Source organism: Agromyces sp. NPDC056389, assembly GCF_042262385.1.
Taxonomy (GTDB): Bacteria; Actinomycetota; Actinomycetes; order Actinomycetales; family Microbacteriaceae; genus Agromyces.
Genome location: NZ_JBHJPN010000001.1, coordinates 2,307,631 through 2,329,781, shown reverse-complemented (window position 1 = coordinate 2,329,781; position 22,151 = coordinate 2,307,631). Strand labels below are relative to the sequence as shown.

21 protein-coding genes and 1 pseudogene are annotated in these 22,151 nt (G+C 67.9%); 14 read left to right on the top strand and 8 right to left on the bottom strand.

Going from position 1 to position 22,151, the window contains the following annotated elements:
• Positions 1–30: 30 nt before the first annotated feature.
• The 6 genes from ACFCVM_RS10935 to ACFCVM_RS10910 form a co-directional block, all read right to left on the bottom strand.
• Entirely contained in the window at positions 31–990 is a 960-nt protein-coding gene (locus ACFCVM_RS10935) for a D-alanine--D-alanine ligase (protein ID WP_375836194.1), read from the bottom strand.
• A gap of 17 nt (positions 991–1,007) precedes the next feature.
• Positions 1,008–2,330: a PLP-dependent aminotransferase family protein gene (locus tag ACFCVM_RS10930; protein ID WP_375836193.1), complete on the bottom strand. Its 1,323-nt coding sequence runs from the start codon at positions 2,328–2,330 to the stop codon at positions 1,008–1,010.
• A gap of 165 nt (positions 2,331–2,495) precedes the next feature.
• A complete protein-coding gene (trxA, locus tag ACFCVM_RS10925; protein WP_056007113.1) occupies positions 2,496–2,819 on the bottom strand; it encodes a thioredoxin in 324 nt (107 codons plus the stop codon).
• A gap of 91 nt (positions 2,820–2,910) precedes the next feature.
• On the bottom strand, positions 2,911–3,885 hold the full coding sequence (gene trxB, locus ACFCVM_RS10920) for a thioredoxin-disulfide reductase (RefSeq protein WP_375836192.1): 975 nt from the start codon (positions 3,883–3,885) through the stop codon (positions 2,911–2,913).
• A 165-nt stretch (positions 3,886–4,050) separates the two neighbouring features.
• Complete coding sequence (gene murJ, locus ACFCVM_RS10915; RefSeq protein ID WP_375836191.1) at positions 4,051–5,721, bottom strand: murein biosynthesis integral membrane protein MurJ; 1,671 nt, start codon at positions 5,719–5,721, stop codon at positions 4,051–4,053.
• The gene (locus ACFCVM_RS10910; protein WP_375836190.1) at positions 5,666–8,014 is read right to left on the bottom strand and encodes a DUF6049 family protein; all 2,349 of its coding nucleotides are present in this window, start codon (positions 8,012–8,014) and stop codon (positions 5,666–5,668) included. Before ACFCVM_RS10910 ends, murJ begins: the two co-directional genes overlap by 56 nt.
• A 106-nt stretch (positions 8,015–8,120) precedes the next feature.
• Between ACFCVM_RS10910 and ACFCVM_RS10905 the strand changes: the two genes are divergently transcribed.
• The 10 genes and pseudogenes from ACFCVM_RS10905 to ACFCVM_RS10860 all read left to right on the top strand — a co-directional run bounded on the left by ACFCVM_RS10905 (position 8,121) and on the right by ACFCVM_RS10860 (position 16,534).
• Positions 8,121–9,551 (top strand): CCA tRNA nucleotidyltransferase, encoded by a 1,431-nt coding sequence (locus ACFCVM_RS10905; RefSeq protein ID WP_375836189.1) that lies wholly within the window; start codon positions 8,121–8,123, stop codon positions 9,549–9,551.
• 90 nt (positions 9,552–9,641) lie between these two features.
• Entirely contained in the window at positions 9,642–10,454 is an 813-nt protein-coding gene (locus ACFCVM_RS10900) for a hypothetical protein (protein WP_375836188.1), read from the top strand.
• Between the two features lie 186 nt (positions 10,455–10,640).
• A pseudogene (gene rpsF / locus ACFCVM_RS10895) lies at positions 10,641–11,000 on the top strand (30S ribosomal protein S6); the annotation flags it as partial.
• Positions 11,001–11,101: 101 nt separating this feature from the next.
• Complete coding sequence (locus ACFCVM_RS10890) at positions 11,102–11,623, top strand: single-stranded DNA-binding protein (RefSeq protein WP_179551603.1); 522 nt, start codon at positions 11,102–11,104, stop codon at positions 11,621–11,623.
• An 89-nt stretch (positions 11,624–11,712) separates the two neighbouring features.
• On the top strand, positions 11,713–11,973 hold the full coding sequence (rpsR, locus tag ACFCVM_RS10885) for a 30S ribosomal protein S18 (protein WP_022892391.1): 261 nt from the start codon (positions 11,713–11,715) through the stop codon (positions 11,971–11,973).
• Positions 11,974–11,984: 11 nt separating this feature from the next.
• Positions 11,985–12,437 carry a 50S ribosomal protein L9 gene (gene rplI / locus ACFCVM_RS10880; RefSeq protein WP_375836187.1) on the top strand — a complete coding sequence of 151 codons (453 nt, stop codon included), beginning with the start codon at positions 11,985–11,987 and terminating at the stop codon, positions 12,435–12,437.
• A gap of 465 nt (positions 12,438–12,902) precedes the next feature.
• Positions 12,903–14,276: a replicative DNA helicase gene (gene dnaB / locus ACFCVM_RS10875; protein WP_056007924.1), complete on the top strand. Its 1,374-nt coding sequence runs from the start codon at positions 12,903–12,905 to the stop codon at positions 14,274–14,276.
• 86 nt (positions 14,277–14,362) lie between these two features.
• Entirely contained in the window at positions 14,363–15,202 is an 840-nt protein-coding gene (locus ACFCVM_RS10870; protein WP_375836186.1) for an AraC family transcriptional regulator, read from the top strand.
• Positions 15,203–15,265: 63 nt separating this feature from the next.
• Positions 15,266–15,847, top strand: a complete 582-nt coding sequence (locus ACFCVM_RS10865; RefSeq protein WP_375836185.1) for a dihydrofolate reductase family protein — start codon at positions 15,266–15,268, stop codon at positions 15,845–15,847.
• A gap of 93 nt (positions 15,848–15,940) precedes the next feature.
• The gene (locus ACFCVM_RS10860) at positions 15,941–16,534 is read left to right on the top strand and encodes a GNAT family N-acetyltransferase (protein ID WP_375836184.1); all 594 of its coding nucleotides are present in this window, start codon (positions 15,941–15,943) and stop codon (positions 16,532–16,534) included.
• Positions 16,535–16,750: 216 nt separating this feature from the next.
• On the opposite strand, the gene ACFCVM_RS10855 is transcribed toward ACFCVM_RS10860, so the two are convergent.
• A complete protein-coding gene (locus ACFCVM_RS10855; RefSeq protein ID WP_375836183.1) occupies positions 16,751–17,680 on the bottom strand; it encodes a DUF4037 domain-containing protein in 930 nt (309 codons plus the stop codon).
• A gap of 329 nt (positions 17,681–18,009) precedes the next feature.
• On the opposite strand from ACFCVM_RS10855, the gene ACFCVM_RS10850 reads away from it, so the two are divergent.
• From ACFCVM_RS10850 to ACFCVM_RS10840, 3 genes are all read left to right on the top strand, one after another.
• A complete protein-coding gene (locus tag ACFCVM_RS10850; RefSeq protein WP_375836182.1) occupies positions 18,010–18,381 on the top strand; it encodes a hypothetical protein in 372 nt (123 codons plus the stop codon).
• Positions 18,382–18,502: 121 nt separating this feature from the next.
• On the top strand, positions 18,503–18,694 hold the full coding sequence (locus ACFCVM_RS10845) for a hypothetical protein (protein ID WP_375836181.1): 192 nt from the start codon (positions 18,503–18,505) through the stop codon (positions 18,692–18,694).
• Positions 18,695–18,822: 128 nt separating this feature from the next.
• A complete protein-coding gene (locus tag ACFCVM_RS10840; RefSeq protein WP_375836180.1) occupies positions 18,823–19,476 on the top strand; it encodes a DedA family protein in 654 nt (217 codons plus the stop codon).
• A gap of 9 nt (positions 19,477–19,485) precedes the next feature.
• On the opposite strand, the gene ACFCVM_RS10835 is transcribed toward ACFCVM_RS10840, so the two are convergent.
• Positions 19,486–19,947, bottom strand: coding sequence for a hypothetical protein (locus ACFCVM_RS10835; protein WP_375836179.1), 462 nt, complete (start codon positions 19,945–19,947; stop codon positions 19,486–19,488).
• A gap of 238 nt (positions 19,948–20,185) precedes the next feature.
• Between ACFCVM_RS10835 and ACFCVM_RS10830 the strand changes: the two genes are divergently transcribed.
• On the top strand, positions 20,186–22,141 hold the full coding sequence (locus ACFCVM_RS10830; RefSeq protein WP_375836178.1) for an FAD-binding monooxygenase: 1,956 nt from the start codon (positions 20,186–20,188) through the stop codon (positions 22,139–22,141).
• Positions 22,142–22,151 lie beyond the last annotated feature (10 nt).

Here is a 22,151-nt window from a genome sequence, read left to right as displayed (position 1 = left end):
TTCGGGCCGACCCTCTTCACATCGACGTCCTCAGTTGGAACGTGCGTGTGCCGCTTCCACGAGTGCCCCGTAGATCGCAGCGGCACTCGTGCCGGATGCCTCGATGGCGAGCGGGACGAGCGACGTCTCGGTGAGACCGGGGATGACATTCGCTTCGAGGAACCAGGGGCGACCGTCGTCGTCGACGATGAAGTCCACGCGGGAGAGGTCGCGAAGGCCGAGTGTGCGATGTGCGAGCACCGCGGCGTCCGACACCGCCGACACCGTTTCCTCGCTGAGTCTCGATGGTGCGTAGAACGTCGTCTCACCGGCGTTGTATCGGGCTTGGAAACTGTAGACACCCGCGGTCGGTTCGATCTCGACGGCCGGAAGCGCGCGAGGGCCCTCCCCCGTGTCGACGACGGTGACCGCGATCTCGGTGCCGTGGATTCGGCGCTCGACGACCGCGATGTCGGCGTAAGTGAACGCCTCGACCATCGCTCGAGGAAGATCGTTCGTGTCCTCGACGATCGTGACCCCCTGAGCCGAACCGCCGGATCCCGGCTTCACGACGAGCTCCCCCTCGAGTGCCGAGCGCACAACCTTCAGCACGCTCGATGCGCCGAGCTCCCTGAACGCCTCATGCGAGAGCACGATCGACTCGGGAACGTCGACCCCGGCGGCGGCCAGCAACGAGCTCGCGACGGGCTTCGACCAGGCCCGCCGAGATGCGGCACCCGACGATCCGACCGTCGGCACGCCGATCGCCGCGAGGAGTTCGAGCAGCGACCCGTCTTCACCACTCGACCCATGCAGTGCGGGGAATACGACGTCGGGTCGCTCGTTCGTGAGGAAGGGCAGCAGCCCCGCATCAGGATCGCGGAGCACGACACGGTGGCCCGCGGCGGTCAATGCGTCGGCGACGCGACGCCCCGAACGCAGCGAGACATCGCGCTCGTGTGAGATGCCGCCGGCGAGAACGACAACGTAAAGCCCAGAAGAATCGCTCATGATCAGGGGTTTCTCCACTACTTCAGGTCGGACGGCGGTGCGGAGTCGTACCCCGCGCTCGGAGGCAGTTGCAGCGGGCCGGTGCCCGCGAAGGTGTCGAGCAGGTCGAGTTCGCCGTTGATCACGGTCGCGAGGCGACGGATGCCGAGTCGGATCGCACCGGGCGTCGGATAACAGAACGACAGTCGCATGGCGTGCCGACCGCGACCGTCGGCGAAGAATGCCGTACCGGGCGTATACGCCACGAGCTCCTTCACCGCTCGAGGAAGCATCTGCTTGGAGTCGAGCACGTCGGGCATCGTCACCCAGACGTAGAACCCGCCGTTCGGGTTGGTCCAGTTGAGCTGCGGAAGGTACTCCCCCAGCGCCTCGATCATCGCGTCCTTGCGTTCGCGGTACACGCCGCGGAACGTGTCGATCTGCGCGCGCCAGTCGGCGGTGGCGAGGTACTCCGACACCACCATCTGACTGAACGAACTCGGCGACAGGATCGCCGACTCCGCAGCGAGGATGAGCTTCTCGCGGATGGCGTGCGGGGCGAGCGCCCACCCGACCCGGAACCCGGGCGCCAGCGTCTTCGAGAACGAGCCGAGGTAGATGACCCCTTCGGGGTCGAGTGAACGGAGGGCGTTCGGCGCGGGTTCATCGAAGTGCAACAGCCCGTAGGGGTTGTCTTCGAGCACGAGGATCTCGTTCGAACGGCAGATCTCGAGGATCTCGGGTCGCCGATCGGCGGAGAGCGTGACGCCGGCCGGATTGTGGAAGTTCGGAATCGTGTACAGGAACTTGATTCGACGGCCCTGACCTCGGAGCGCGGCGATCGTCTGTCGTAGCGCCTCGGGGATCAGGCCGTGCTCGTCGGTCGCGACGTGGGCGACGTTCGCCTGGTAGGAGCGGAAGATCCCGAGCGCTCCGACGTAACTCGGCGATTCGGCGAGGATGACGTCTCCGGGATCGATGAAGAGCTTCGCGACGAGGTCGAGCGCCTGCTGGGAACCCGTCGCGGTCACGACGTTGTCGACGCTGCCATGGATGCCCTCGATCGACATCACCTCGAGAATCTGCTCGCGGAGTTCCGGAATTCCCTGACCAGAGCCATATTGCAGCGCCACGGCACCGCGTTCGCGCATGACCTTCTCCATCGAGGAGGTGATGAGGTCGTGCGGCAGCGCCGACACGTACGGCATGCCGCCGGCCAGCGAGACGACCTCGGGTCGTGAGGCGACGGCGAACAGGGCTCGGACTTCGGAGGCGGCCAGCCCGGCGGCTCGCTCGGCGTAGTTCGCGTACCAGGGGTCGAGATTGTTGCCGGTCCGCTGGGGGACGCCGTCAGATGTCACTGCGCTGCTTCCGTTCTGTTCAGGGTTTCCATGGTAGTTGCTGGGTTCCGGGTGGTCGTTCGGGGACGGGCGGCTGCGACATCCGCTCGCTTTCGGGGCCAGAAGCCCGGAGACGCGAAAGACCCGCCCGGCTTTCGCCGGACGGGTCTGAAGTTCGACCGCCGACTACGAGATGTAGGCGGCGAGGTCGGCCTCGAGTGCGGGCTTCGGCTTGGCGCCGATGACGGTCTTGACGACCTCGCCCTTCTCGAAGACCTTGAACGCGGGGATCGCGGTGATCTGGTACTTCATCGCGAGGCCGGGGTTCTCGTCGACGTTGAGCTTGACGATGTCGAGCTTGTCGGCGTGCTCCGTCGCGATCTGGTCGAGGATCGGGCTGACGGCGCGACACGGGCCGCACCACTCGGCCCAGAAGTCCACGAGGACGGCCTTCTCGTTGTTGAGGACCTCCTGCTCGAAGGTGGCCTCGGTCACTGCACGTGCAGTCATTGCGTTCTCCTTTTGGTGAAGCCTTCGGTGATCGGATGCCGCGAGTCAGCGCTTGCGGCGACCGTGATGTGCTCGCGAGAGCGACACCTGGTCAGTTGACGACGGCGAACTCACCCTCGAGCACGGCCTCTGCGGCGTTCTCGTTGCCGAGTGCCGCGAGGTAGTGCTCGGCGTCGAGTGCGGCGGCCGCGCCGGAACCGGCGGCGGTGATCGCCTGGCGGTAGTGGGGGTCGATGACGTCGCCGGCGGCGAAGACGCCCGGCTGGGACGTCTTCGAAGTGCGTCCCTCGAGTGCGATGGTGCCCTCGGGGGTGAGGTCGAGCTTGCCGTGCACGAGGTGCGTGCGGGGGTCGTTGCCGATCGCGACGAAGAGGCCGTCGAGGTCGAGCCCGCGCTCGTCGCCGGTCACGGTGTCGCGGAGGGTGACTCCGGTGACCGCCTCGGTGCCGTGGATCGCCGCGATCTCGGAGTTCCAGATGAACTCGATCTTCTCGTTGTCGAAGGCACGCTGCTGCATGATCTTCGACGCCTTGAGCGAGTCGCGACGGTGGATCACGTAGACCTTGCTGGCGAAGCGGGTGAGGAAGGTCGCCTCCTCCATCGCGGAGTCGCCTCCGCCGATGACGGCGATCTTCTTCTCACGGAAGAAGAAGCCGTCGCACGTGGCGCACCACGACAGGCCGTGTCCCGAGAGGACTTCTTCTTCGGGGAGTCCGAGCTTGCGATAGGCCGAACCGGTCGCGTAGATGACCGCGGTCGCCTCGTGCTCGTCGCCGTTGCCCAGCTTGACCCGCTTGACCGGCCCGTCGAGTTCGAGCTCGACGACGTCGTCGTAGACGACCTCGGTGCCGAACCGCTCGGCCTGTTCCTGGAGCTTCGTCATGAGGTCGGGGCCCATGATGCCCTCGGGGAAGCCGGGGAAGTTCTCGACCTCGGTCGTGTTCATCAGCTCGCCGCCGATCTCGACCGAGCTCGCGATGAGCAGGGGGTTCAGCTGCGCGCGAGCGGCGTAGATCGCAGCCGTGAAACCGGCCGGTCCCGAACCGATGATGATGATGTCGCGCAAACCCGCTCCCGTCGTTGCTGGTGATTCGTAGCATTCAACGAATCGGATGCCACGAGATGCTCAACACAGTCTAAGCGGCGACTATTCCGCCGGACGTCGCCGGTACAGCGTGTGACGGATGCCGCGTTGAGGCGGATGCCGCCTCGTGCACGCTCTGCGCGACTGCTAGCGCCGCCGGAGCTTCATGATGACGGCTTCGGCGAAGCCCCGGAATTCGGGGACCCGCGCGAACCAGAGGGTTGCGAAGTAGAGGAGTGCCATCGTGCCGCCGATCACGATCATCGAGATGATCGCGCCGACTCGGGTCTCGAGAGCGAAACCCCCATCGGTGGTGCCGCCGAGGAGCACGAGCAGACCGATGCCCGCAGCCACCGGGATGATCGCCGCTGCGATGAATCGGAGATAGGACCCGAGCACGTGCCGAAGATCGATGCCGCGGAGCTTGCGCCGCAAGAGCAGCGCGGCGAGGATCAGCTGGGCGGTGCCGGCCACCGTGGTGGTGAGGGCGATCGCGAGGGCGATCTGCGAGGTCGGCAGGGTGCCGGCGTACAGTGCGCCCGCGGTGAACAGCACCACCTGGAAGAGCGTGAAGAAGAAGGGCGTCTTGGTGTCGTTCAGCGAGTAGAAGGTGCGTTGCACGACGAACAGTGCAGAGAAGCCGATCAATCCGATGAGGTAGGCGATGACGATGTTGCCGAACGCGGCGATGTTCTCGAGGTCTCCGAGTCCGTACACCGCGCCGAACGGATATGCGACCACCATGATGACCGCCGTCGCGATCACGATGATCGACCCGATGCCGCGCAGGGCGCTCGACAGGTCGGCTCGCACCCGGTCGACGTCGGCGATGGCAGCGTGCTCGCTCATGCGGGTGAAGTAGGCCGTCGCGATCGAGACGGTGATCACCGAGTGCGGCAGCATGAAGATCAGCCAGGCGTTGTTGAGCGCCGCGACGGATGGGTCGCCGGTGTCGGCCGCGCCGCCGCTGACCCCGGTCTCGACGATGCCGGCGAACGTCGTCAGCAGCAGCATTCCGAACGTCCAGCCCGCGATCTTCCCGGCGGCGCCGAGGCCCACCCCGCGCCAACCGAAGTCGGGACGGAACCGCAGTCCGATGCGCTTCCAGAACCAGAAGAGGGTCAGCGCCTGGAGCGCCACACCGACTGTCGTGGCGCCCGCGAGGAGGGCGATCATGCCGGCGGTCCACTCCGACGGTGACCTCGAGCCTCCGGGATCGGCTCCGAAGATGAACGCGAAGACGAGCATTCCGCCGATGCCGACCAGGTTGTTGATCACCGGTACCCAGGTGAACGGTCCGAACGAACGCTTGGCGTTCAACACCTCGCCGAGCACCGAGTAGAGCCCGTAGAAGAAGATCTGGGGGAGGGACCAGAACGCGAAGAGCGTCGCGAGCTGGCGGGTCTCGTCGTCGAGTCTCGGGCCGTACAACAGCGTCAGGAGTGGAGCGGCGAGCGTGGCGATCACGGCGACCGCCGCGAGGATCACGAGCGCGACCGTGACGAGTTTGTTGATGTACTTCTCGCCGCCGTCGGCAGAGCGGCTCGCCCGCACGATCTGCGGCACGAGCACCGCCGAGAGCACTCCCCCGCCGACGATCGCATAGATCGTGTTGGGGAGCTGCGTCGCGATCGCGAACGCGTTGGCCCCCGAGCCGACCATGCCGATCGTCGCGGTGAGCACGATCGTCTTCACGAAACCGAGGATGCGGGAGACGATCGTGCCCGAGGCGAGGAATGCGCTCGCGCGCCCGATGCGGTCTTCAGCCATCGCGGCGATCGTCTCCCTGCTCGTCGGGTTGCTCGGTGTTCGTGGCATGGACGCCCTCCTCGGACTCCTCGCCACCGGTTGCACTCGAGGTCTCCGCGGCATCCGCTTGGTCGTTCTCCGCGGCCTCGGCGCGACGCTTGCGATGGCGGCGGATGTTGCGCCAGATGCCGACTCCGAAGAACACGACGACGATGACGCCGATGATGGCGGCCCCGAGGCCCTCCCAGTCGGCCTGCACGTTGACCGGGATCGAGACCGGGCTGCCGATCGGAACGCCCTCGGGCGAGGTGAGCGACACGGTGAGCGTCACGTCGCCATTGCCGATGCCTGCCGCGACCGGAACCGTCGTGGTGCTCCGTGATTCGGGGTCGATCTCGACGGTGATCTGATCTTCGACCACGAGGCGGCCGTTCGACGGCGTGACGTCGACGACGACGGTGACGGGGTACGGCAGCGCGTTGAGGATCGTGGTGGGTACGCCCGTCTCGGACGACACCACGTTGATGGGGCTGCTGGGCACGACCGAGACCGCGTCGAGTGTTCGGCGCTGCGCGACGAGCCATTCGCCGACCGCGGCGTCCCACGCCGGTCGATTGTCGAGCCAGGCCACGTCGAGCAGAGCGAGTGCGTCGCGCTGCGTCGGTCCGGTCAGATCACGGGGGTCGTCGAGCACGGTCGCGAAGGCCGCAACGTTCGCATCGGTGCGGAGGATGCGGTCGACGTTGTCGATCCGCTGCTGGTCTTCGGGTTCATCGACGAGCGCACGGTCCACCGGCGGTGCGCCGATCGCCTCGGTGAGGGAGGCGGCGGTGACGCGCGGGTTCGCGGCGAGCTGGTCGAGCGTGGCGCTTACGCGTGCCGACTGCGCTCCGGCGCCGCGCCCGAGCGTCGCCAACAGAGTCGCGGGCTGGTCGGGAGCATCGCCGTCGAGCAGTGCGAGTTCCGCCCCGAGCAGGCCGGCCGCCGCTCGCCATTCCGTGTCGGTGAGGGCCTCGGACGCCGCGCGCAACGGCGCGTTCAGTCGGGCATCGGCGGCGACGGCGGTGGATCCGTCGACGGTCGATGCCGCGTTGGCCCACTGGTCATCGGTGGCGACGTTGTCGGGGGCCAGGATCGACGTGGTCAGCCCGGCCGCATCCAGGAACGCGAGGTCGCCCGTTGCGATCGTGTCGTCAGCCGGCCAGGCGATGTCGGAACGGGTGTACGGCCAGGCGAGCAGCTCTTCGGCCGTCGGCAGCTCGCCCGTCGCCGGCTCCGTCGGAACGGGGGTGGGGCTCGGGGTGGCGTCGCCCTCCGCGACCTCCACTGAACCGGTGAAGTCGGCGGGGTCGAGGACATCGGCGAACGACGTCGGACCGAGCAGCGCCGACACGCCGAGCTGCGCCTGAGCCGCGACATCCGCATCTGCATACGCGAGAGGGAATATCTCGTTCGGGAGTCCGGCGAGGCGCTCGAGCCACGCCGTCGCAGTGCTCGGCGCCGAGGTGCCGAGCACGCGGATCGACGCGATGATGCGCGGGTCGATGCCGATCGCGACCGGGCGCCCCTCGACGGCGTCGAGCTGACGCGAGAGGAGGCCGAACGGCGAGGTCCAGGTGGCCAGATCGTCCGCTCCGAGCAGGCCGCTCGCGGATGGCGGCACGGTCAGGGGAACGGCGAGGGCGACCGACGTCGCACCCGTGATCGGTGCGGCCGCATTGGCGAAGGCATCGGCGGACGAGGAGACGAGCGTGTCGCCCACGATGAGCTCCGCACCGAATCCGAGCACCGGGGAGGTGTCGATCCCGTCGATGGCCTCGGGCGGCAGCGTGATCGACACGACCTCCACGGCGCCGGGGGCGATCGTCGTCGATGCGATCTCGGCGACGTCGACACCGTCGATCGCGGTGGCCTCGGGGACGGCGCCGTCGGCCGCGGATGCCTCTGGGTCGGGTGCTTGTGCGAGCCACGCGTCGAGCTCGGCCGTCTCGTCGATCGCACTCGCCGATCGGAGGAGGCGGAGCGTGCCGGCCTCGACGGGTTCCGACGTTGAGTTCTCGATCTCGACCTCGAGGGCGACGGGCGCATCGGGAGCGACGCTCGTGGTGACCGTCGGCGCGACCCGGAGGATGACGCCGCTGCTCGAGCGCGCTTCGGTCTCGGCCGACCGGGCGCCGGGCGCAGCGAATGCCGTCAGGGGTGCCGTCACCAGCACTGCGGCCGCCGCGACCGTCGCGCCGAACGCCGCGATGCCGCGCCGGCGGGACCGGGTGGACTGCGGCGACGAGGGCGACCGCCGGGCGCCATCCGTCGATTCGACCCGTGAGCACCGGCGGCGCGCAGGGTTCGACTCGGGCACCATGCTGGCGATTCTACGGCGTGGCGCCCGCGCATTCGCCCGGCATCCACAGGCGCTTCGGATGGTGCGCGGACCGGGGCATCCGTCGGCTGGCGCTTAACATGGGGGCATGCAGAGTGTCGCGGCAGCCCTCGACCGGCTGGGCGAGCTGGCGGCTTCGCCGACCGTTTCACGCCTTGCGGCGGCGTTCGAGGCGGCCGGCCACGAACTCGCGCTCGTCGGCGGCCCGGTGCGCGACGCGTTCCTCGGCCGTCCCGTCAACGACCTCGACTTCACCACGGATGCCACGCCCGACGAGATCCTCGCGATCGTCAAGCCGATCGCCGAGGCGCACTGGGACATCGGACGTGCGTTCGGAACGATCGGCGCGAAGATCGCCGGCGAGACCGTGGAGATCACGACCTACCGCGCCGATGCCTACGACGGCGCATCCCGCAAGCCCGAGGTCGTGTTCGGCACGAGCCTCGAAGACGACCTCACCCGCCGCGACTTCACCGTCAACGCCCTCGCGCTGCGCCTGCCGAAGCTCGAGCTCGTCGACCCGTCGGGTGGTGTCGAAGACCTCGTGGCGCGAGTGCTGCGCACGCCGGCCGCTCCCGAGCAGTCCTTCGGAGACGACCCGCTGCGGATGCTCCGTGCCGCCCGGTTCTCGGCACAGCTCGGCTTCACGGTCGACCCCGCGACCGCCCAGGCCATGACCGACGTCGCCGCCGAGATCGACCGCATCTCGGCCGAGCGGGTGCGCGACGAGCTCACGAAGCTGCTGTTGTCGCGAACGCCGCGCAGCGGCATCCGCTGGCTCGTCGAATCGGGACTCGCCGAACGCGTGCTGCCCGAACTGCCGGCGCTCTCGCTCGAGCGCGACGAGCACCACCGCCACAAGGATGTCTACGAGCACAGCCTCACCGTGCTCGACCAGGCGATCGAATACGAGATCGAGCGCGGGGTGCTCGACTCCCCCGACCTCATCGTGCGCCTCGCTGCTCTGCTGCACGACATCGGCAAGCCCGCGACCAGACGATTCGAGGGCGGCGGAGCCGTCAGCTTCCACCACCACGACGTGGTCGGCGCGAAGCTCGCACGCAAGCGCCTGCGTGCGCTGCGCTTCGACAACGACACGATCGCCGCGGTCTCGCGGCTCATCGAACTGCACCTGCGCTTCTTCGGCTACACCGACGGAGCGTGGAGCGACTCGGCCGTGCGCCGCTACGTGCGCGACGCGGGCGACCAGCTCGAGCGCCTCCACATCCTCGCCCGCGCCGACGTGACGACCCGCAACCGCCGCAAGGCCGACCAGCTCGCCTTCGCATACGACGACCTCGAGGAGCGCATCGCGGTGCTCGCCGAGGAAGAGGAGCTCGCCGCGGTGCGCCCAGAGCTCGACGGCGCCGACATCATGCGGCTGCTGAGCATCCCGCCGGGGCCGATCGTGGGCGAGGCCTATCGATACCTGCTCGAGGTGCGCCTCGATGAGGGCCCCATCGGCCCGGATGCCGCGACCGAGCGCCTGCTCGCCTGGTGGGCGTCGCGCGACGCCTGACGCGGGGCCTGTGCACAGGCGAGCCGGACCGGAGCCGGTAGTCGGTAGCATCGGCGCGGACACCGCACCGACCACCGGGGGAACACACGCATGACCGCGACGACCATCGACCGTTCACATCTCGCGACGTACACGAAGGCGCGGGCTCGCCTCAACGTGCTCTGGGCCGTGGTGCTCGTGATCGGCGTCGGGTTCTGGTCGTTGGTCTTCGTCGGCCCGGTCATCGCGCAGGCGACCGAGCGCACCGCGCAGGTCTCGGCCGTCGCCGTCGAGGAGACGACGGTGATGCAGACGCAGGGCTCGCGTCGGAACCGTCACATCGAAGAGGTCAGGGCGCTCGTGGTGGAGTTCGAGTTCGCCGGCACGCAGTACCGCGAGACGCTCGCGACCGACGACGAGAAGCTCGGCGACGTGACGGTCCACCTCAACACGAGCACCGATCGGGTGGCGTTCGAGGCGCCGAAGGCCATCGACTTCTGGGGCTGGTTCTGGGGTGTCGCCGGCGGGCTCGCGCTCGCGGGCGGCGTCATCGCGCTCGTCAGCTCGGTCGTGGGCACCGTTCGACTGTCGCGATTCGACCCGTCGTCGCGCGCGCCCGAGTTCGCGCTCGACGTCACCAGTGCGACCGTGCGGGTCGTCAACGAGAAGAAGGCCGCGACGCCGAAGAACACCGCGATCGACATCACGACGGTGGTCTCCTCGGCCAACGACGGGATCCCGACCGGCACCGAGCTGGTGCTGACGGCGAAGGCGGCCGCCGCGCCTGGCGTGCCGCAGGCGGGCGCACGCCTCGAGGGCATGTTCGTGAAGCCGGGCGCGAAGAGCGGTCTTGCAGTCGTTCGATCCGGTGCGGATGCCCCGTGGTGGCCGGTCTCCGCCGGCGAGAAGGCCCCGCAGGCCTGAGGCCCCGACGCTCGAGCAGGTGCCGGGCGGTCGCGCGGTGCCGAATGGCGCGGGTGCGGGGCATCCGCTATGCTGTCTAGGTTGCCCGTGTGCCGCGAATGTGCGGCCTCCACGGCGTGACGTATGCACAACCCTCCTGCTGCAGAGATCCTGTAGCCGTTTGAGTCCGAAGGAGGTGGGTTAGTCATGCACCAATACGAGCTGATGGTTATCCTCGATCCCGAGATCGATGAGCGCACCGTTGCTCCCAGCCTTGACAAGTTCCTCAACGTCATCCGTAATGATGGCGGCACCGTCGACAAGGTCGACATCTGGGGACGTCGTCGTCTGGCGTACGAGATCAACAAGAAGAACGAGGGCATCTACGCCGTCGTCGACTTCACCGCCGAGTCCAAGACCACCGATGAGCTCGACCGCCAGCTGAACCTCAGCGAGGCCGTCATGCGCACGAAGGTCCTCCGCGCCGAAGAGGCGATCGCACAGGTCGCCGCTCACGCGAAGGCCCAGGAGGCGAAGGCCGCGAAGAAGGCCGCCGCTCAGGCGAAGGCCGGCGCGAAGGCTGCGGCTCCTGCTGCCGCTGTCGCCGCCGCTCCCGCTGCTGCCGTCGCCGCGGCTCCCGCCACGGCCAAGAAGGACGACTAGTCCCCATGGCCGGCGAGACCATCATCACCGTGGTGGGCAACCTCACTGCAGATCCCGAGCTGCGTTACACGCAGAACGGCCTCGCGGTTGCCAACTTCACCATCGCTTCCACTCCTCGTACGTTCGACCGTCAGGCGAACGAGTGGAAGGACGGTGAAGCGCTGTTCCTGCGCGCGAGCGTCTGGCGTGAATTCGCCGAGCACGTGGCCGGTTCACTCACCAAGGGATCCCGGGTCATCGCTTCCGGGCGTCTCAAGCAGCGTTCCTACGAGACGAAGGAAGGCGAGAAGCGCACCACCATCGAGCTCGAGGTCGACGAGATCGGCCCGAGCCTGCGCTACGCCACCGCGTCCGTGACACGCGCACAGTCCAACCGTGGTGTCGGCGGCGGCAACAGCTCCTTCGGGGGCGGCGCCGGTGCCGACGAGCCGTGGGCACCCAGCGCCCCCGCAGCAGCCCCTCAGGGCGGCGGCGGAGACGTCTGGAACACCCCCGGCACGAGCTACGGCGACGAGACCCCCTTCTAGGCCCGGCCTGCTCGACAGGCACTGAGGCCGGTGAACGGATGCCGCAGGCATCCGCTCGCTCGAATCGTTTTCAATAGACAGGAAAGACAATGGCTGGAAAGTCGAGCGGCGATCGCCGCAAGCCGACCCGCGGGAAGGGCGCGAAGAACGCCGCCCCGGCGAAGTCCATCAAGGTCGGTGTCATCGACTACAAGGACGTCGCGACCCTCCGCAAGTTCATCTCCGAGCGTGGAAAGATCCGCGCCCGCCGTATCACCGGTGTCTCCGTGCAGGAGCAGCGCCTGATCGCCCGTGCCGTCAAGAACGCACGCGAGATGGCCCTTCTGCCCTACTCGGGCTCTGGCCGCTAAGGAGCACGACAATGGCTAAGGTAATTCTCACGCACGAGGTCACCGGCCTCGGCACGGCCGGCGACGTCGTCGAGGTCAAGAGCGGCTACGCTCGCAACTTCCTCGTCCCCCAGGGCTTCGCTGTGGCGTGGTCCCGCGGTGGCGAGAAGCAGGTCGAGCAGATCAAGGCGGCTCGCGCCGCTCGCGCCCTGCACTCGCTCGAAGACGCTCAGGCCCTCAAGGCCAAGCTCGAGTCGACCAAGGTCAAGCTGGCTGTCAAGGCCGGCCAGGGCGGGCGCCTCTTCGGCTCCGTCAAGACCTCGGATGTCGCGGCTGCGGTCTCGACCGCCGGTCTCGGCGAGCTCGACAAGCGCAAGATCGAGATCACGGCCCCCATCAAGGCGGTCGGCGATCACGAGGCCACGGTTCGTCTGCACGACGAGCTCTCGGCGACGATCACCCTTCAGGTGGTCGCAGCGAAGTAGTTCGCAGCAACGCACGAAAACGGCGGTTCGGGCTTCGGCCCGGCCGCCGTTTTCGTGTCTTCGCGTACACCTGCCGCGGTACTGCGCGCAAGTCGACATCGGTGTTTCCTGTGATGGTTGTACACAGGTCGACCCACAGGTGGAGTGGACTTCAAAAGAAGTTTTCCCCCACAGGTGTGAGTAGATAAAAATGCAGGTCAAGCTTGAATTCAACTCGTGTAATTCACCGAGTTTCCACAGTTATCCACAGGCGTAGTGCACACATTCCACGGCGTTTCGCCCAGTTTGTCCCCAGAGTTATCCACAGGCCGGGTTGTGTTGTGCACACCGGCTTCCCTATCGTGAAGCAGCGTCCATTCCACCCCATGCGAAATCCCGGTCCATCAGCCATGTCGGCGGCCTCCGGGACACTGGGTCATGGGCGCGGGTCGCTCACCCGTCTGAGCCGAACCGGAGGTCATGAAGTTGTCGATCGCGCACATCGGGCTCGCTGAACCGGTCGACGACGGTGACGCCCGACGGGGCGAGCGCGTTCCTCCCCACGACCTCCTCGCCGAGCAGAGCGCGCTCGGCGGCATGATGCTCTCGAAAGACGCCGTCGCCGACGTCATCGAGACCGTGCGCGGCGTCGACTTCTACGTGCCGAAGCACGAGGTCGTCTTCAACGCGATCCTGACGCTCTACTCGCACGGCGAGCCCACCGACGTCATCGCCGTCACCGACGAGCTGACGAAGACGGGCGACCTGCAGCGCGCCGGCGGCGTCGAGTACCTCCACACGCTCACGAGCATCGTGCCGACCGCGGCGAACGCCGGCTTCTACTCGTCGATCGTCGCCGAACGGGCGATGCTGCGCCGTCTCGTCGAGGCCGGCACCCGCATCGTGCAGATGGGCTACCAGGGCGAGGGCGAGGTCACCGACCTCGTCAACAACGCCCAGGCCGAGATCTACGCCGTGACCGGTTCGGTCGAGACCGAAGACTACGTGCCGCTCTCCGAGGCCGTGACCGTCGCCATCGACGAGATCGAGGCGGCGAAGCACACCGACGGCAAGTTCACCGGCGTGCCCACGGGTTTCGCCGATCTCGACGACCTGACCAACGGATTCCACCCCGGCCAGATGATCATCGTCGCGGCGCGACCGGCCATGGGAAAGTCGACCCTCGCGCTCGACTTCGCCAGGGCCGCGTCGATCACGAACGGGCAGCCGTCGGTCTTCTTCTCGCTCGAGATGGGCAAGAGCGAGATCGCGATGCGTCTGCTCAGCGCCGAGGCATCCGTGCCGCTGCAGATGATGCGAAAGGGCACCGTCGACTCGCGCGACTGGACCACGATCGCGGCGACTCGCGGCCGCATCAACGACGCCCCGCTCTACATCGACGACTCCCCCAACATGACGCTCGTCGAGATCCGCGCGAAGTGCCGCCGTCTCAAGCAGAAGGTCGGGCTGAAGATGGTCGTCATCGACTACCTCCAGCTCATGACGAGCGGCAAGCGCGTCGAGAGCCGCCAGCAAGAGGTCTCCGAGTTCTCGCGTGCGCTCAAGCTGCTCGCGAAAGAACTGCAGGTGCCCGTGATCGCACTGTCGCAGCTGAACCGTGGTCCCGAGCAGCGCGCCGACAAGATGCCCGCCATCAGCGACCTGCGCGAGTCCGGCTCGATCGAGCAGGACGCCGACATGGTGATCTTGCTGCACCGCGAGAGCGCCTACGAGCGCGACAGCCCCCGGGCCGGCGAGGCCGACCTCATCGTGGCCAAGCACCGCAACGGCCCGACCCGCACGATCACCGTGGCGTTCCACGGGCACTTCTCGCGCTTCGCGGACATGGTGCAGGGGTAGCCGGCTTCTCGAGTGCAAGCTCCACGCCGCACAGCGTGTCGGACGTCGAGTGAGCGCAGTTGGAGGCTTCGGCGATACTGGTGGGCGTGGAGTACGTGTCCAGGGTGCCCAGCCCGCCGTTGGACGGGCTGATCGGCGACCTCTACTACCTGGAGGGCGCCCCGCCGTACTCCCGGCTGATGCTGCCGGCGGCGCCTGCGCCGTTGCTCATCGTCAATCTCGGGGCGCCGTTTCTCATCCGCGCGGGCACCGACCTGGAGGCCGTGGAATACGCCGATGGCTGCGCGGTCACCACGCCCACCCGTGCGTGGGAGTTCGGCTACCCGACCCCGACGCGGTCAGTGGGCGTCCACTTCAGGCCGTGGGGGCTGGCACCGTTCCTTCCAGTGCCCGCGGCCGAGTTGTGCGACCGACCGGCGACGGTGGAGCAGATCTGGGGCCGGTCCGCTGTCGCCGAGTTGCGCCACCGACTGACCTCGGCCGACGCACCGCACGAAATGCTGAAGTTGCTCGAGGAGGAACTGATGCGACGACTGCGCGCGATCAACGGCCTGGACATCGTCCGCCACATGAGCAGCGCCATCGCGGAAACCCGCGGAGCGGTGCCGATCAGCGACCTCGGCGCGGCAGCCCGCGCCAGCAGCACCTACTTGGCGAAGCGGTTCAAGGAGATCATCGGCGTCACACCGAAGCGGCTGGCGCGCAGCTACCGGTTCACCGCCACCGTGTTGGCGATCGACGTGGCCGCACCTCTCGACTGGGGCGACGTCGCCGCCGACGCAGGCTACTTCGACCAGGCCCATTTCGTCCACGAGTTCCGGGAGTTCACCGGGCTCACGCCGACCCGGTATGTCGAAGTCCGGCAACGCTTCCTCCGCGAACATCCCGACCACGCGCTGGAGGGCTGGCCGCTGCCGGCCGATTGATTTCTTACAAGAGCGACGACTCACGACACACGAGACTTGGGACTCCGAACAGAGGAGGAACCCATGGGGAACGTGGTCATGAATGCGTCGGTCTCGGTGGATGGCTTCATTGCGGCTGAGAACGACGATCCCGGTCCACTGTTCGAATGGCTGGTCAGCGGTGACGTGCCGTTGGACGACAGCGGCGTACTGAACGTGTCGCAAGCGTCCTACGACCACATCCGACCGTACTGGGACCAGATCGGGGTGACGATCGCCGGCCGCCACGTGTTCGACATCACGGACGGTTGGGACGGGAAGCCGCCGAGCGGGATCGACCACGTCGTCGTCGTGACGCACCGGCCGGCGCCCGAGGGCTGGGACCTCGACGCGCCGTTCCACTTCGTCGACGGCATCGAGGCGGCCGTGACCATGGCGAAGGAGCTCGCGGGTGACCGCACAGTCGAGGTCGCCGCCGGCGACGTCGGCGGCCAGGTGCTCGCCGCAGGCTTGGTCGACGAGGTGCGCATGGACGTCGCACCCGTCGTGCTCGGGTCCGGCAAGCGCTACTTCGGTTCCGTCGACTCGCAGCACCTGCTGGAGGATCCCGACATGGTGATCCAGGGCAACCGGGTGCTTCACCTGCGCTACCGAGTGCGCCGTTGACGTCCGTCGCCATGCCGGAAGCGCGGCCGTGCCGACCTTGTCGAAAGTCGGAGCCGGTCGGCAGACTGGCAGCACTGACGCGAGGAGGCTGCCATGGCCGTGACGACATCGCACGTGATCAAGCCGCTCAGTCCCGAGACCTTCCCGGCGTGGCTGGCGCTCGCGCAGAAGCACAACGGGGTCTGGGGCGGGTGCTACTGCTCGTACTTCCACGACGACACGGAGCACACCGTCAAGGATGAGTACGACCGGCCGACGTTCAAGCAGCGACTCGTGGAGGAGGGCGTCGCGCACGCCGCGCTCCTCTTCGACGGCGACGACGTGATCGCGTGGTGCGAGTACGGCAGTCCGGTCGAACTGCCGAACATCTACCACCGCAAGCAATACGACGCAGGCGAGACCAGGCCGGCACCATGGCGCATCACGTGCTTCTTCGTCGACCGCGACCACCGACGATCGGGAGCGGCACGAGAGGTGCTGGATGGCGCACTCGAGCTGATCGCGCAGGCCGGCGGTGGCGAGGTGGTCTCGTTCCCCAATGAGCTCGTCCCCGGAAAGAGAACGTCGTCCTCATTCCTCCACAACGGCACGCGGGCCATGTTCGAGAAGGCGGGGTTCACGTTCGAGCGTCGTATCGGCAAGAGCAAGACCGTGATGCGCAAGACGGTCCCACCGGCCCGCGGCTGACGCCGAGTCCGCACGGGCCGTTCGACGGCGTCACTGCGAGATCTCGGCTCGATCCGCTCACGGCTGTACTTCGGAGACGGCGTCGCGTTCCTCGGACTCCGAGAGCGTTCATGGGTCTCATGCTCGCTCCACCCCTCCATCAGCACCACGTCAAGACGCCGCCAGTGAGCCCTCAGTGAGCCGTCAGTGAGCCGCCACTGGGCCGCCACCCCATTCTCATCGGTCTCCGGGCGGCCCGCAGGCCATTCCGCTTCCGGTCATGAGGCGTCGCAGTTGCGGCCTGACGAGCAGATCGACGTTGTCGGTGCGCTGCTCGATCGAACCGAGTCCCAGCGGCAGCGAGCGCACCTCCGGGTCCAGGATCCCGGCCATGAGCTGCTCCACGATCTCCGGCGCCGGATGCAGGTATGGGCGATCCCAGAAGGGGACCGTCGCGAGCAGTGCATCGCTCAATCCGAGTCGCTTCTGGCGCGAGAGCAGGACCTCGAGCGCGGCTGCCGCACCGTGCTCCCTCGACGCGTGATCGACGCCGGAGACCATCGCATCCACTGCGGGCCGCAGATCCTCCGCACCCGGCAGCGTGCTCCACAGCGTTCCGAACCACTTCGAATAGGGTGGCCAGCGCCGCTCGAGCAGGAACGTCAGATGCATGACGATCTGTGCCAGACGGGCGCTGATCACCCCGGAACCGACTTCGTCGCCCACGTCAGCGGCTCGACCCATGAACGGCATCTCCTGAGCCAGTCGAGCCCAGTCGCACGCGACCACGTACCGCCAGACGTCATCGGGATACCAGGAGAGCGCATCGCGAGCGCGGCCGAGCTCGCCATTGCCATCGAAGAAGACCGGCCCGGAGGTCACTTCGAGCGCCGCCTGGCCCGTGATTGACAGCCAATCGCCGGTCGTGGGATGCGCGCTCGGATCGAACCCGATCGTCGCGGACACGAACCGGGAAACGGTGAGGACGTCGACGTGATGTCGAGCGGCTCGTTCACCGGTGAATGCGAATCGGATCGGAAGACCCCGGAACGTCGCGGGGAGCTCCTCGTCGAGCGCGTCGACGGTCGCGTCGATCTGATCCTCCGCGGCAACGAAGACGCTCAGCCGAAGCCCCCAGTCGTGGTCCCGAGAGGTGTCGTCGTCCAAGCCGAGCGCATCGGAGCCGCCCCCGAGGCGTCCTGCAGCGAACGATCCCTCCGGCAATCGCGATTCGAGAACGGGTCTGACCAACTCGGTGAAGAACGCTCTCGACAGTTCGATTCCGGTGAAATCGCGGCTGGTCACGCTTGCAGTATGCCAGCGACCCGACCGGTGACCGATCGTCGTCGGCGACGATCGGGACTCGAGAGGCCAGTGTGGCGGAGGAGTTCGCCATTTCCGGTGAGATCCAGTTCGCCGGGCCGAGGGCGGCCAGCCGTTGTGGACGAACGTCTTCGCATCTAGCCGCGCGGGAACATCGAGCGTACCGTCGAGCCATGGCGAAGATCATCGAGAACCTGGCGGAATCCGTGCCCGCATGGGGCGCGAAGGTGGCATACGGCGAGAAGACCACGGTCGACGGGCGCGAACTCGTGCCCGTGGCACTCGTGGCGTTCGGCTTCGGTGGGGGCGAGGGCTCCGGCGACATGCCGGCATCGGAGAAGACCCCCGCCGGACGGGGTGAGGGAAGCGGCGGCGGCGGCGGTGGCTACTCCGTGCCGATCGGGGCGTACATCGGCGGCCCCGACGGGCTGAAGTTCCGACCCAACACGATCGCACTCGCCGTGGTCGCAGTGCCCTTGGTGTCCGCGCTCGGTGCGGCGCTGGCCGTCATCGTCGGTGCGGCCCGGTACGCCCGCAGGCGCTGACCGTCGGACCGACCGGTCATCCGGGCGGCTGCCATGACGGGGCCGCTACGGAGGAGGCGGCACCCGCAGGCGTGTACGGAGGATCCGATGACGACCGAGCTCTCGGCCCGGTTGTGCAGCCGTGGAGGACTTCGTGCTGGAGTCCGGTACTCCGCTCTTCGACGTCGCGTTCGCCTGCCGTGTCGGTGCACTCGACGGCCGCCATCCGAGGCTGTACGCCCCAGCCCTTGCCAACATCCGCAGCGCGCTCGTCTCGAATGGGACGCTGTACGTGGACACGGGGTCGCCGCTGAACGCAATCCCGCTCGGCTGAGCATCGGCCGGCGCCGACCCACGGTACCCGAGCCTCACTCGCGGTGCCCGTGACGTCACTCCCTGGTAGCACGAGGCCGATACCTCGGAGTGATGCGCCGCCGGCAGGGGTGTTCGTAGCGTCGAGAGGTGGACGTTCTCAACGACTTCATCCTGCAAGCCACGGCCTCGCCGTGGCTCCTCCTCGTCATGTTCTCGACGGCGGTCATCGACGGCTTCTTCCCACCCATTCCGAGTGAGATGGTGCTCGTGGCCGCCGCGGCGGTCGCTGCGTCTGCCGGCGACCCCGCCACCGTGCTGCTGCTGTGTCTCGTCGCCGCGGTCGGCGCCACGATCGGCGACAACATCGCGTACGCGATCGGCAGTGCCGTGGGCACGACGCGGTTCCGCTGGATGCGAGGCCCGCGGGTCGCCGCGGCCTTCGCTCGAGCAGAACGCGCGCTCGTGCACCGCGGCACGCCGGTCATCCTCGGTGCGCGCTACATCCCGGTCGGCCGAGTGGTCGTCAATATGTCGGCCGGTGCGCTGCGCTACCCCTGGCGCCGATTCCTGCCGATCAGCGCCGTCGCCGGCGTGACCTGGGCCATCTACAGCGCGTGCATCGGAATCCTGGCCGGACAGTGGCTCGAGGGCAAGCCGTTGCTCAGTGCCGTGCTGGGGGTGGCTTTCGCGCTCGTGATCGGACTTGTGATCGACCGCGTCGCCGCGGCCCGCCGGCGACGTGAGGCGGTCGCCACGGAGGGTGCCGCCGCCGACGTACTCGTCAGGGCGAGCCGGGCCTGAGCAGCAGCGCTACGCGCTCACATCGGGTGTGTCGGATGCATCCATGCTGACGAACCCGACCGCGGCGAAGTAGCTCTTCGAGAAATCGACTTCGGCATCGCCCAGCTGCGTGTTGTCGATGACGTACGCGATGTTGATCGGGAAGTCCTGCATGGCGAGGTGGATCGTCTCGCCCGCCACACGGGCGCACAGCACCAGCCCGAACACGACGAGGTCGGCCGATCCGTCGTCGTGCACCCTGATCATCTGCGGGTCAGCCGCGCTCGGGTCGACGCCGGCCTGATGGAGGGCGGCCACGGTGGTGTGGAAGTGGATCGGCTTCTTCGCGATGGCCAGGCTGTAGTCGGGCCGGTCGGAGCCCGGCAGAATCCGTACCAGCTCGGCGTACACGGGCAGCTGCGCCGCGAGATCCGCCGGCGCCGAGTCGACGCCGGTGATGACGATCTTGGGGCGCACGTTGGGCTGGGTCACGCTCGAAGCCTAGCTTCGCCGGCGCGCCGTCGAGCGATCGGCCGCCCTGTCCGGGAAGGGCGCCGACGCCGACGAACGAGCGGCCCCGTCGTCGCGTCCGCACGACGGAGTTGGCGGTCGCGGGAACACGGGCTTACACTGACTGCGCGATATGAGAATGGTCTGTTCCAATATCGAACACGAACGGTGATGCCCAAGGCCCCACCGAGACGTGCCCACAGAGCAGTGAGGAGAAGCTGTGCAGTTCCACCACTACGGCTACGTGTCCGGTGACCCGCGAGTGCAGCCCGCGGCCGGCATCGGCATCGATCGCCCACAAGAGCTTCCCGACGAGGTCGACGTGCTCATCGTCGGCGCGGGTCCGGCCGGCGTGGTGGCCGCGGCGCAGCTCGCCCAGTTCCCCGGCGTCTCGACGCGCATCGTCGAACGTCGCGGCGGCCGTCTGGAGATCGGGCAGGCCGACGGCATCCAGGCGCGCAGTGTCGAGACCTTCCAGGCGTTCGGCTTCGCCGAGCGCATCATCGCCGAGGCGTACCGCATCACCGAGATGGCGTTCTGGAAGCCGTCGCCCGAGAATCCGCGCGAGATCCACCGAGCCGCCGTCACGCCCGACGACCCGGCCGGCATCAGCGAGTTCCCGCACCTCATCGTCAACCAGGCCCGCGTGCTCGACTACTTCGCCGAATACGCGCGCAACTCCCCCGGCCGCGTCACGCCCGACTACGGGTACGAGTTCGTCGGCCTCGAGGTCGCCCGGCCCGGGGCCGACGGCTCGCTGCCCGAGTACCCCGTCACCGTCACGCTCGAGCGGGTCACCGGCGTCGGCGTCGGCGCCGGCGATGCCTCGCACGCCGCCGCGCTCGACGGAGAGCTCACCGGTGAGCGCCGCACGGTGCGCGCGAAGTACGTCGTCGGCGCCGACGGCGCACGGAGCAAGGTGCGCGAATCGATCGGCGCGAAGCACCTCGGCGCGCAGTCGTTCCACGCGTGGGGCGTCATGGACACGCTCGCCGTCACCGACTTCCCCGACATCCGCACGAAGTGCTCGATCCAGTCGGAGGCCGGGAACATCCTGCTGATCCCGCGTGAGGGCGGGCAGCTCTTCCGCATGTACGTCGACCTCGGCGAGGTCGCCGCCGACGATCACGGTGCCGTGCGCAAGACGACGCTCGACGAGATCATCGCGAAGGCGAACGACATCCTCTTCCCGTACGCGCTCGATGTGAAGAACGTGCCCTGGCACAGCGTCTACGAGGTCGGCCACCGTGTCACCGACCGGTTCGACGACGTGCCCCTCGAAGAGCACGGCACTCGCACGCCGCGCGTGTTCATCACCGGCGACGCCTGCCACACGCACAGTGCGAAGGCCGGCCAGGGCATGAACGTCTCGATGCAGGACGGCTGGAACATCGGCTGGAAGCTGGGGCACGTGCTCGACGGCCGCGCCTCCGAGGAGCTGCTCGAGAGCTACCACGACGAGCGCCACGTCGTCGCGAAGGATCTCATCGACTTCGATCGGGAGTGGTCGAAGCTGATGGCCACGAAGCCCGAGGACCTCGGCGACCCGGCCGAGCTCGAGGACTTCTACGTGCGGACCTTCGAGTTCCCGGCGGGGTTCATGACCCAGTACGCGCCGTCGATGATCGTCGGCTCGCCCGAGCAGCAGGCCCTCGCGACCGGGTACACGGTCGGCAAGCGGTTCAGGTCGGCGCCGGTCGAGCGCGTCTGCGACGGCAACCCGGTGCAACTCGGCCATCACCACCGCGCCGACGGTCGCTGGCGCATCTACGCCTTCGCGGATGCCGCGGCTCCCGCTCAGCACGGTTCGGCACTCGCCGACTGGGCGAAGTGGCTCGCGGAGGCATCCGACTCGCCGCTGACCGTTCACACGCCCGAGGGCGGCAACTTCGACGACTTCTTCGACGTGAAGGTCGTCTACCAGCAGCCGCACCTCGAGGTCGGCCTCGGCGACGTACCCGCGGTGTTCCTGCCGAAGAACGGCCCGTTCGGCCTGACCGACTACGAGAAGGTCTACGCGACCGACCCGGCGAGCGACATCTTCGAGGAGCGCGGTCTCGCGCGGGGCGGCGCGGTCGTGGTCGTGCGCCCCGATCAGTACGTCGCGCAGGTGCTGCCGCTGTCGGCGACCGGAGAGCTCGCCGAGTTCTTCCGCGGGGCGATGCTCGCGCGCTGAGCCGTCGCGT

Coding starts and splice junctions, on each gene's coding strand:
- ACFCVM_RS10935 (WP_375836194.1), bottom strand. CDS start 990: ATGAGCGATTCTTCTGGGCTTTACGTTGTCGTTCTCGCCGGCGGCATC.
- trxA (WP_056007113.1), bottom strand. CDS start 2,819: ATGACTGCACGTGCAGTGACCGAGGCCACCTTCGAGCAGGAGGTCCTC.
- murJ (WP_375836191.1), bottom strand. CDS start 5,721: ATGCCACGAACACCGAGCAACCCGACGAGCAGGGAGACGATCGCCGCG.
- ACFCVM_RS10910 (WP_375836190.1), bottom strand. CDS start 8,014: ATGGTGCCCGAGTCGAACCCTGCGCGCCGCCGGTGCTCACGGGTCGAA.
- ACFCVM_RS10905 (WP_375836189.1), top strand. CDS start 8,121: ATGCAGAGTGTCGCGGCAGCCCTCGACCGGCTGGGCGAGCTGGCGGCT.
- ACFCVM_RS10900 (WP_375836188.1), top strand. CDS start 9,642: ATGACCGCGACGACCATCGACCGTTCACATCTCGCGACGTACACGAAG.
- ACFCVM_RS10890 (WP_179551603.1), top strand. CDS start 11,102: ATGGCCGGCGAGACCATCATCACCGTGGTGGGCAACCTCACTGCAGAT.
- rpsR (WP_022892391.1), top strand. CDS start 11,713: ATGGCTGGAAAGTCGAGCGGCGATCGCCGCAAGCCGACCCGCGGGAAG.
- rplI (WP_375836187.1), top strand. CDS start 11,985: ATGGCTAAGGTAATTCTCACGCACGAGGTCACCGGCCTCGGCACGGCC.
- ACFCVM_RS10865 (WP_375836185.1), top strand. CDS start 15,266: ATGGGGAACGTGGTCATGAATGCGTCGGTCTCGGTGGATGGCTTCATT.
- ACFCVM_RS10860 (WP_375836184.1), top strand. CDS start 15,941: ATGGCCGTGACGACATCGCACGTGATCAAGCCGCTCAGTCCCGAGACC.
- ACFCVM_RS10850 (WP_375836182.1), top strand. CDS start 18,010: ATGGCGAAGATCATCGAGAACCTGGCGGAATCCGTGCCCGCATGGGGC.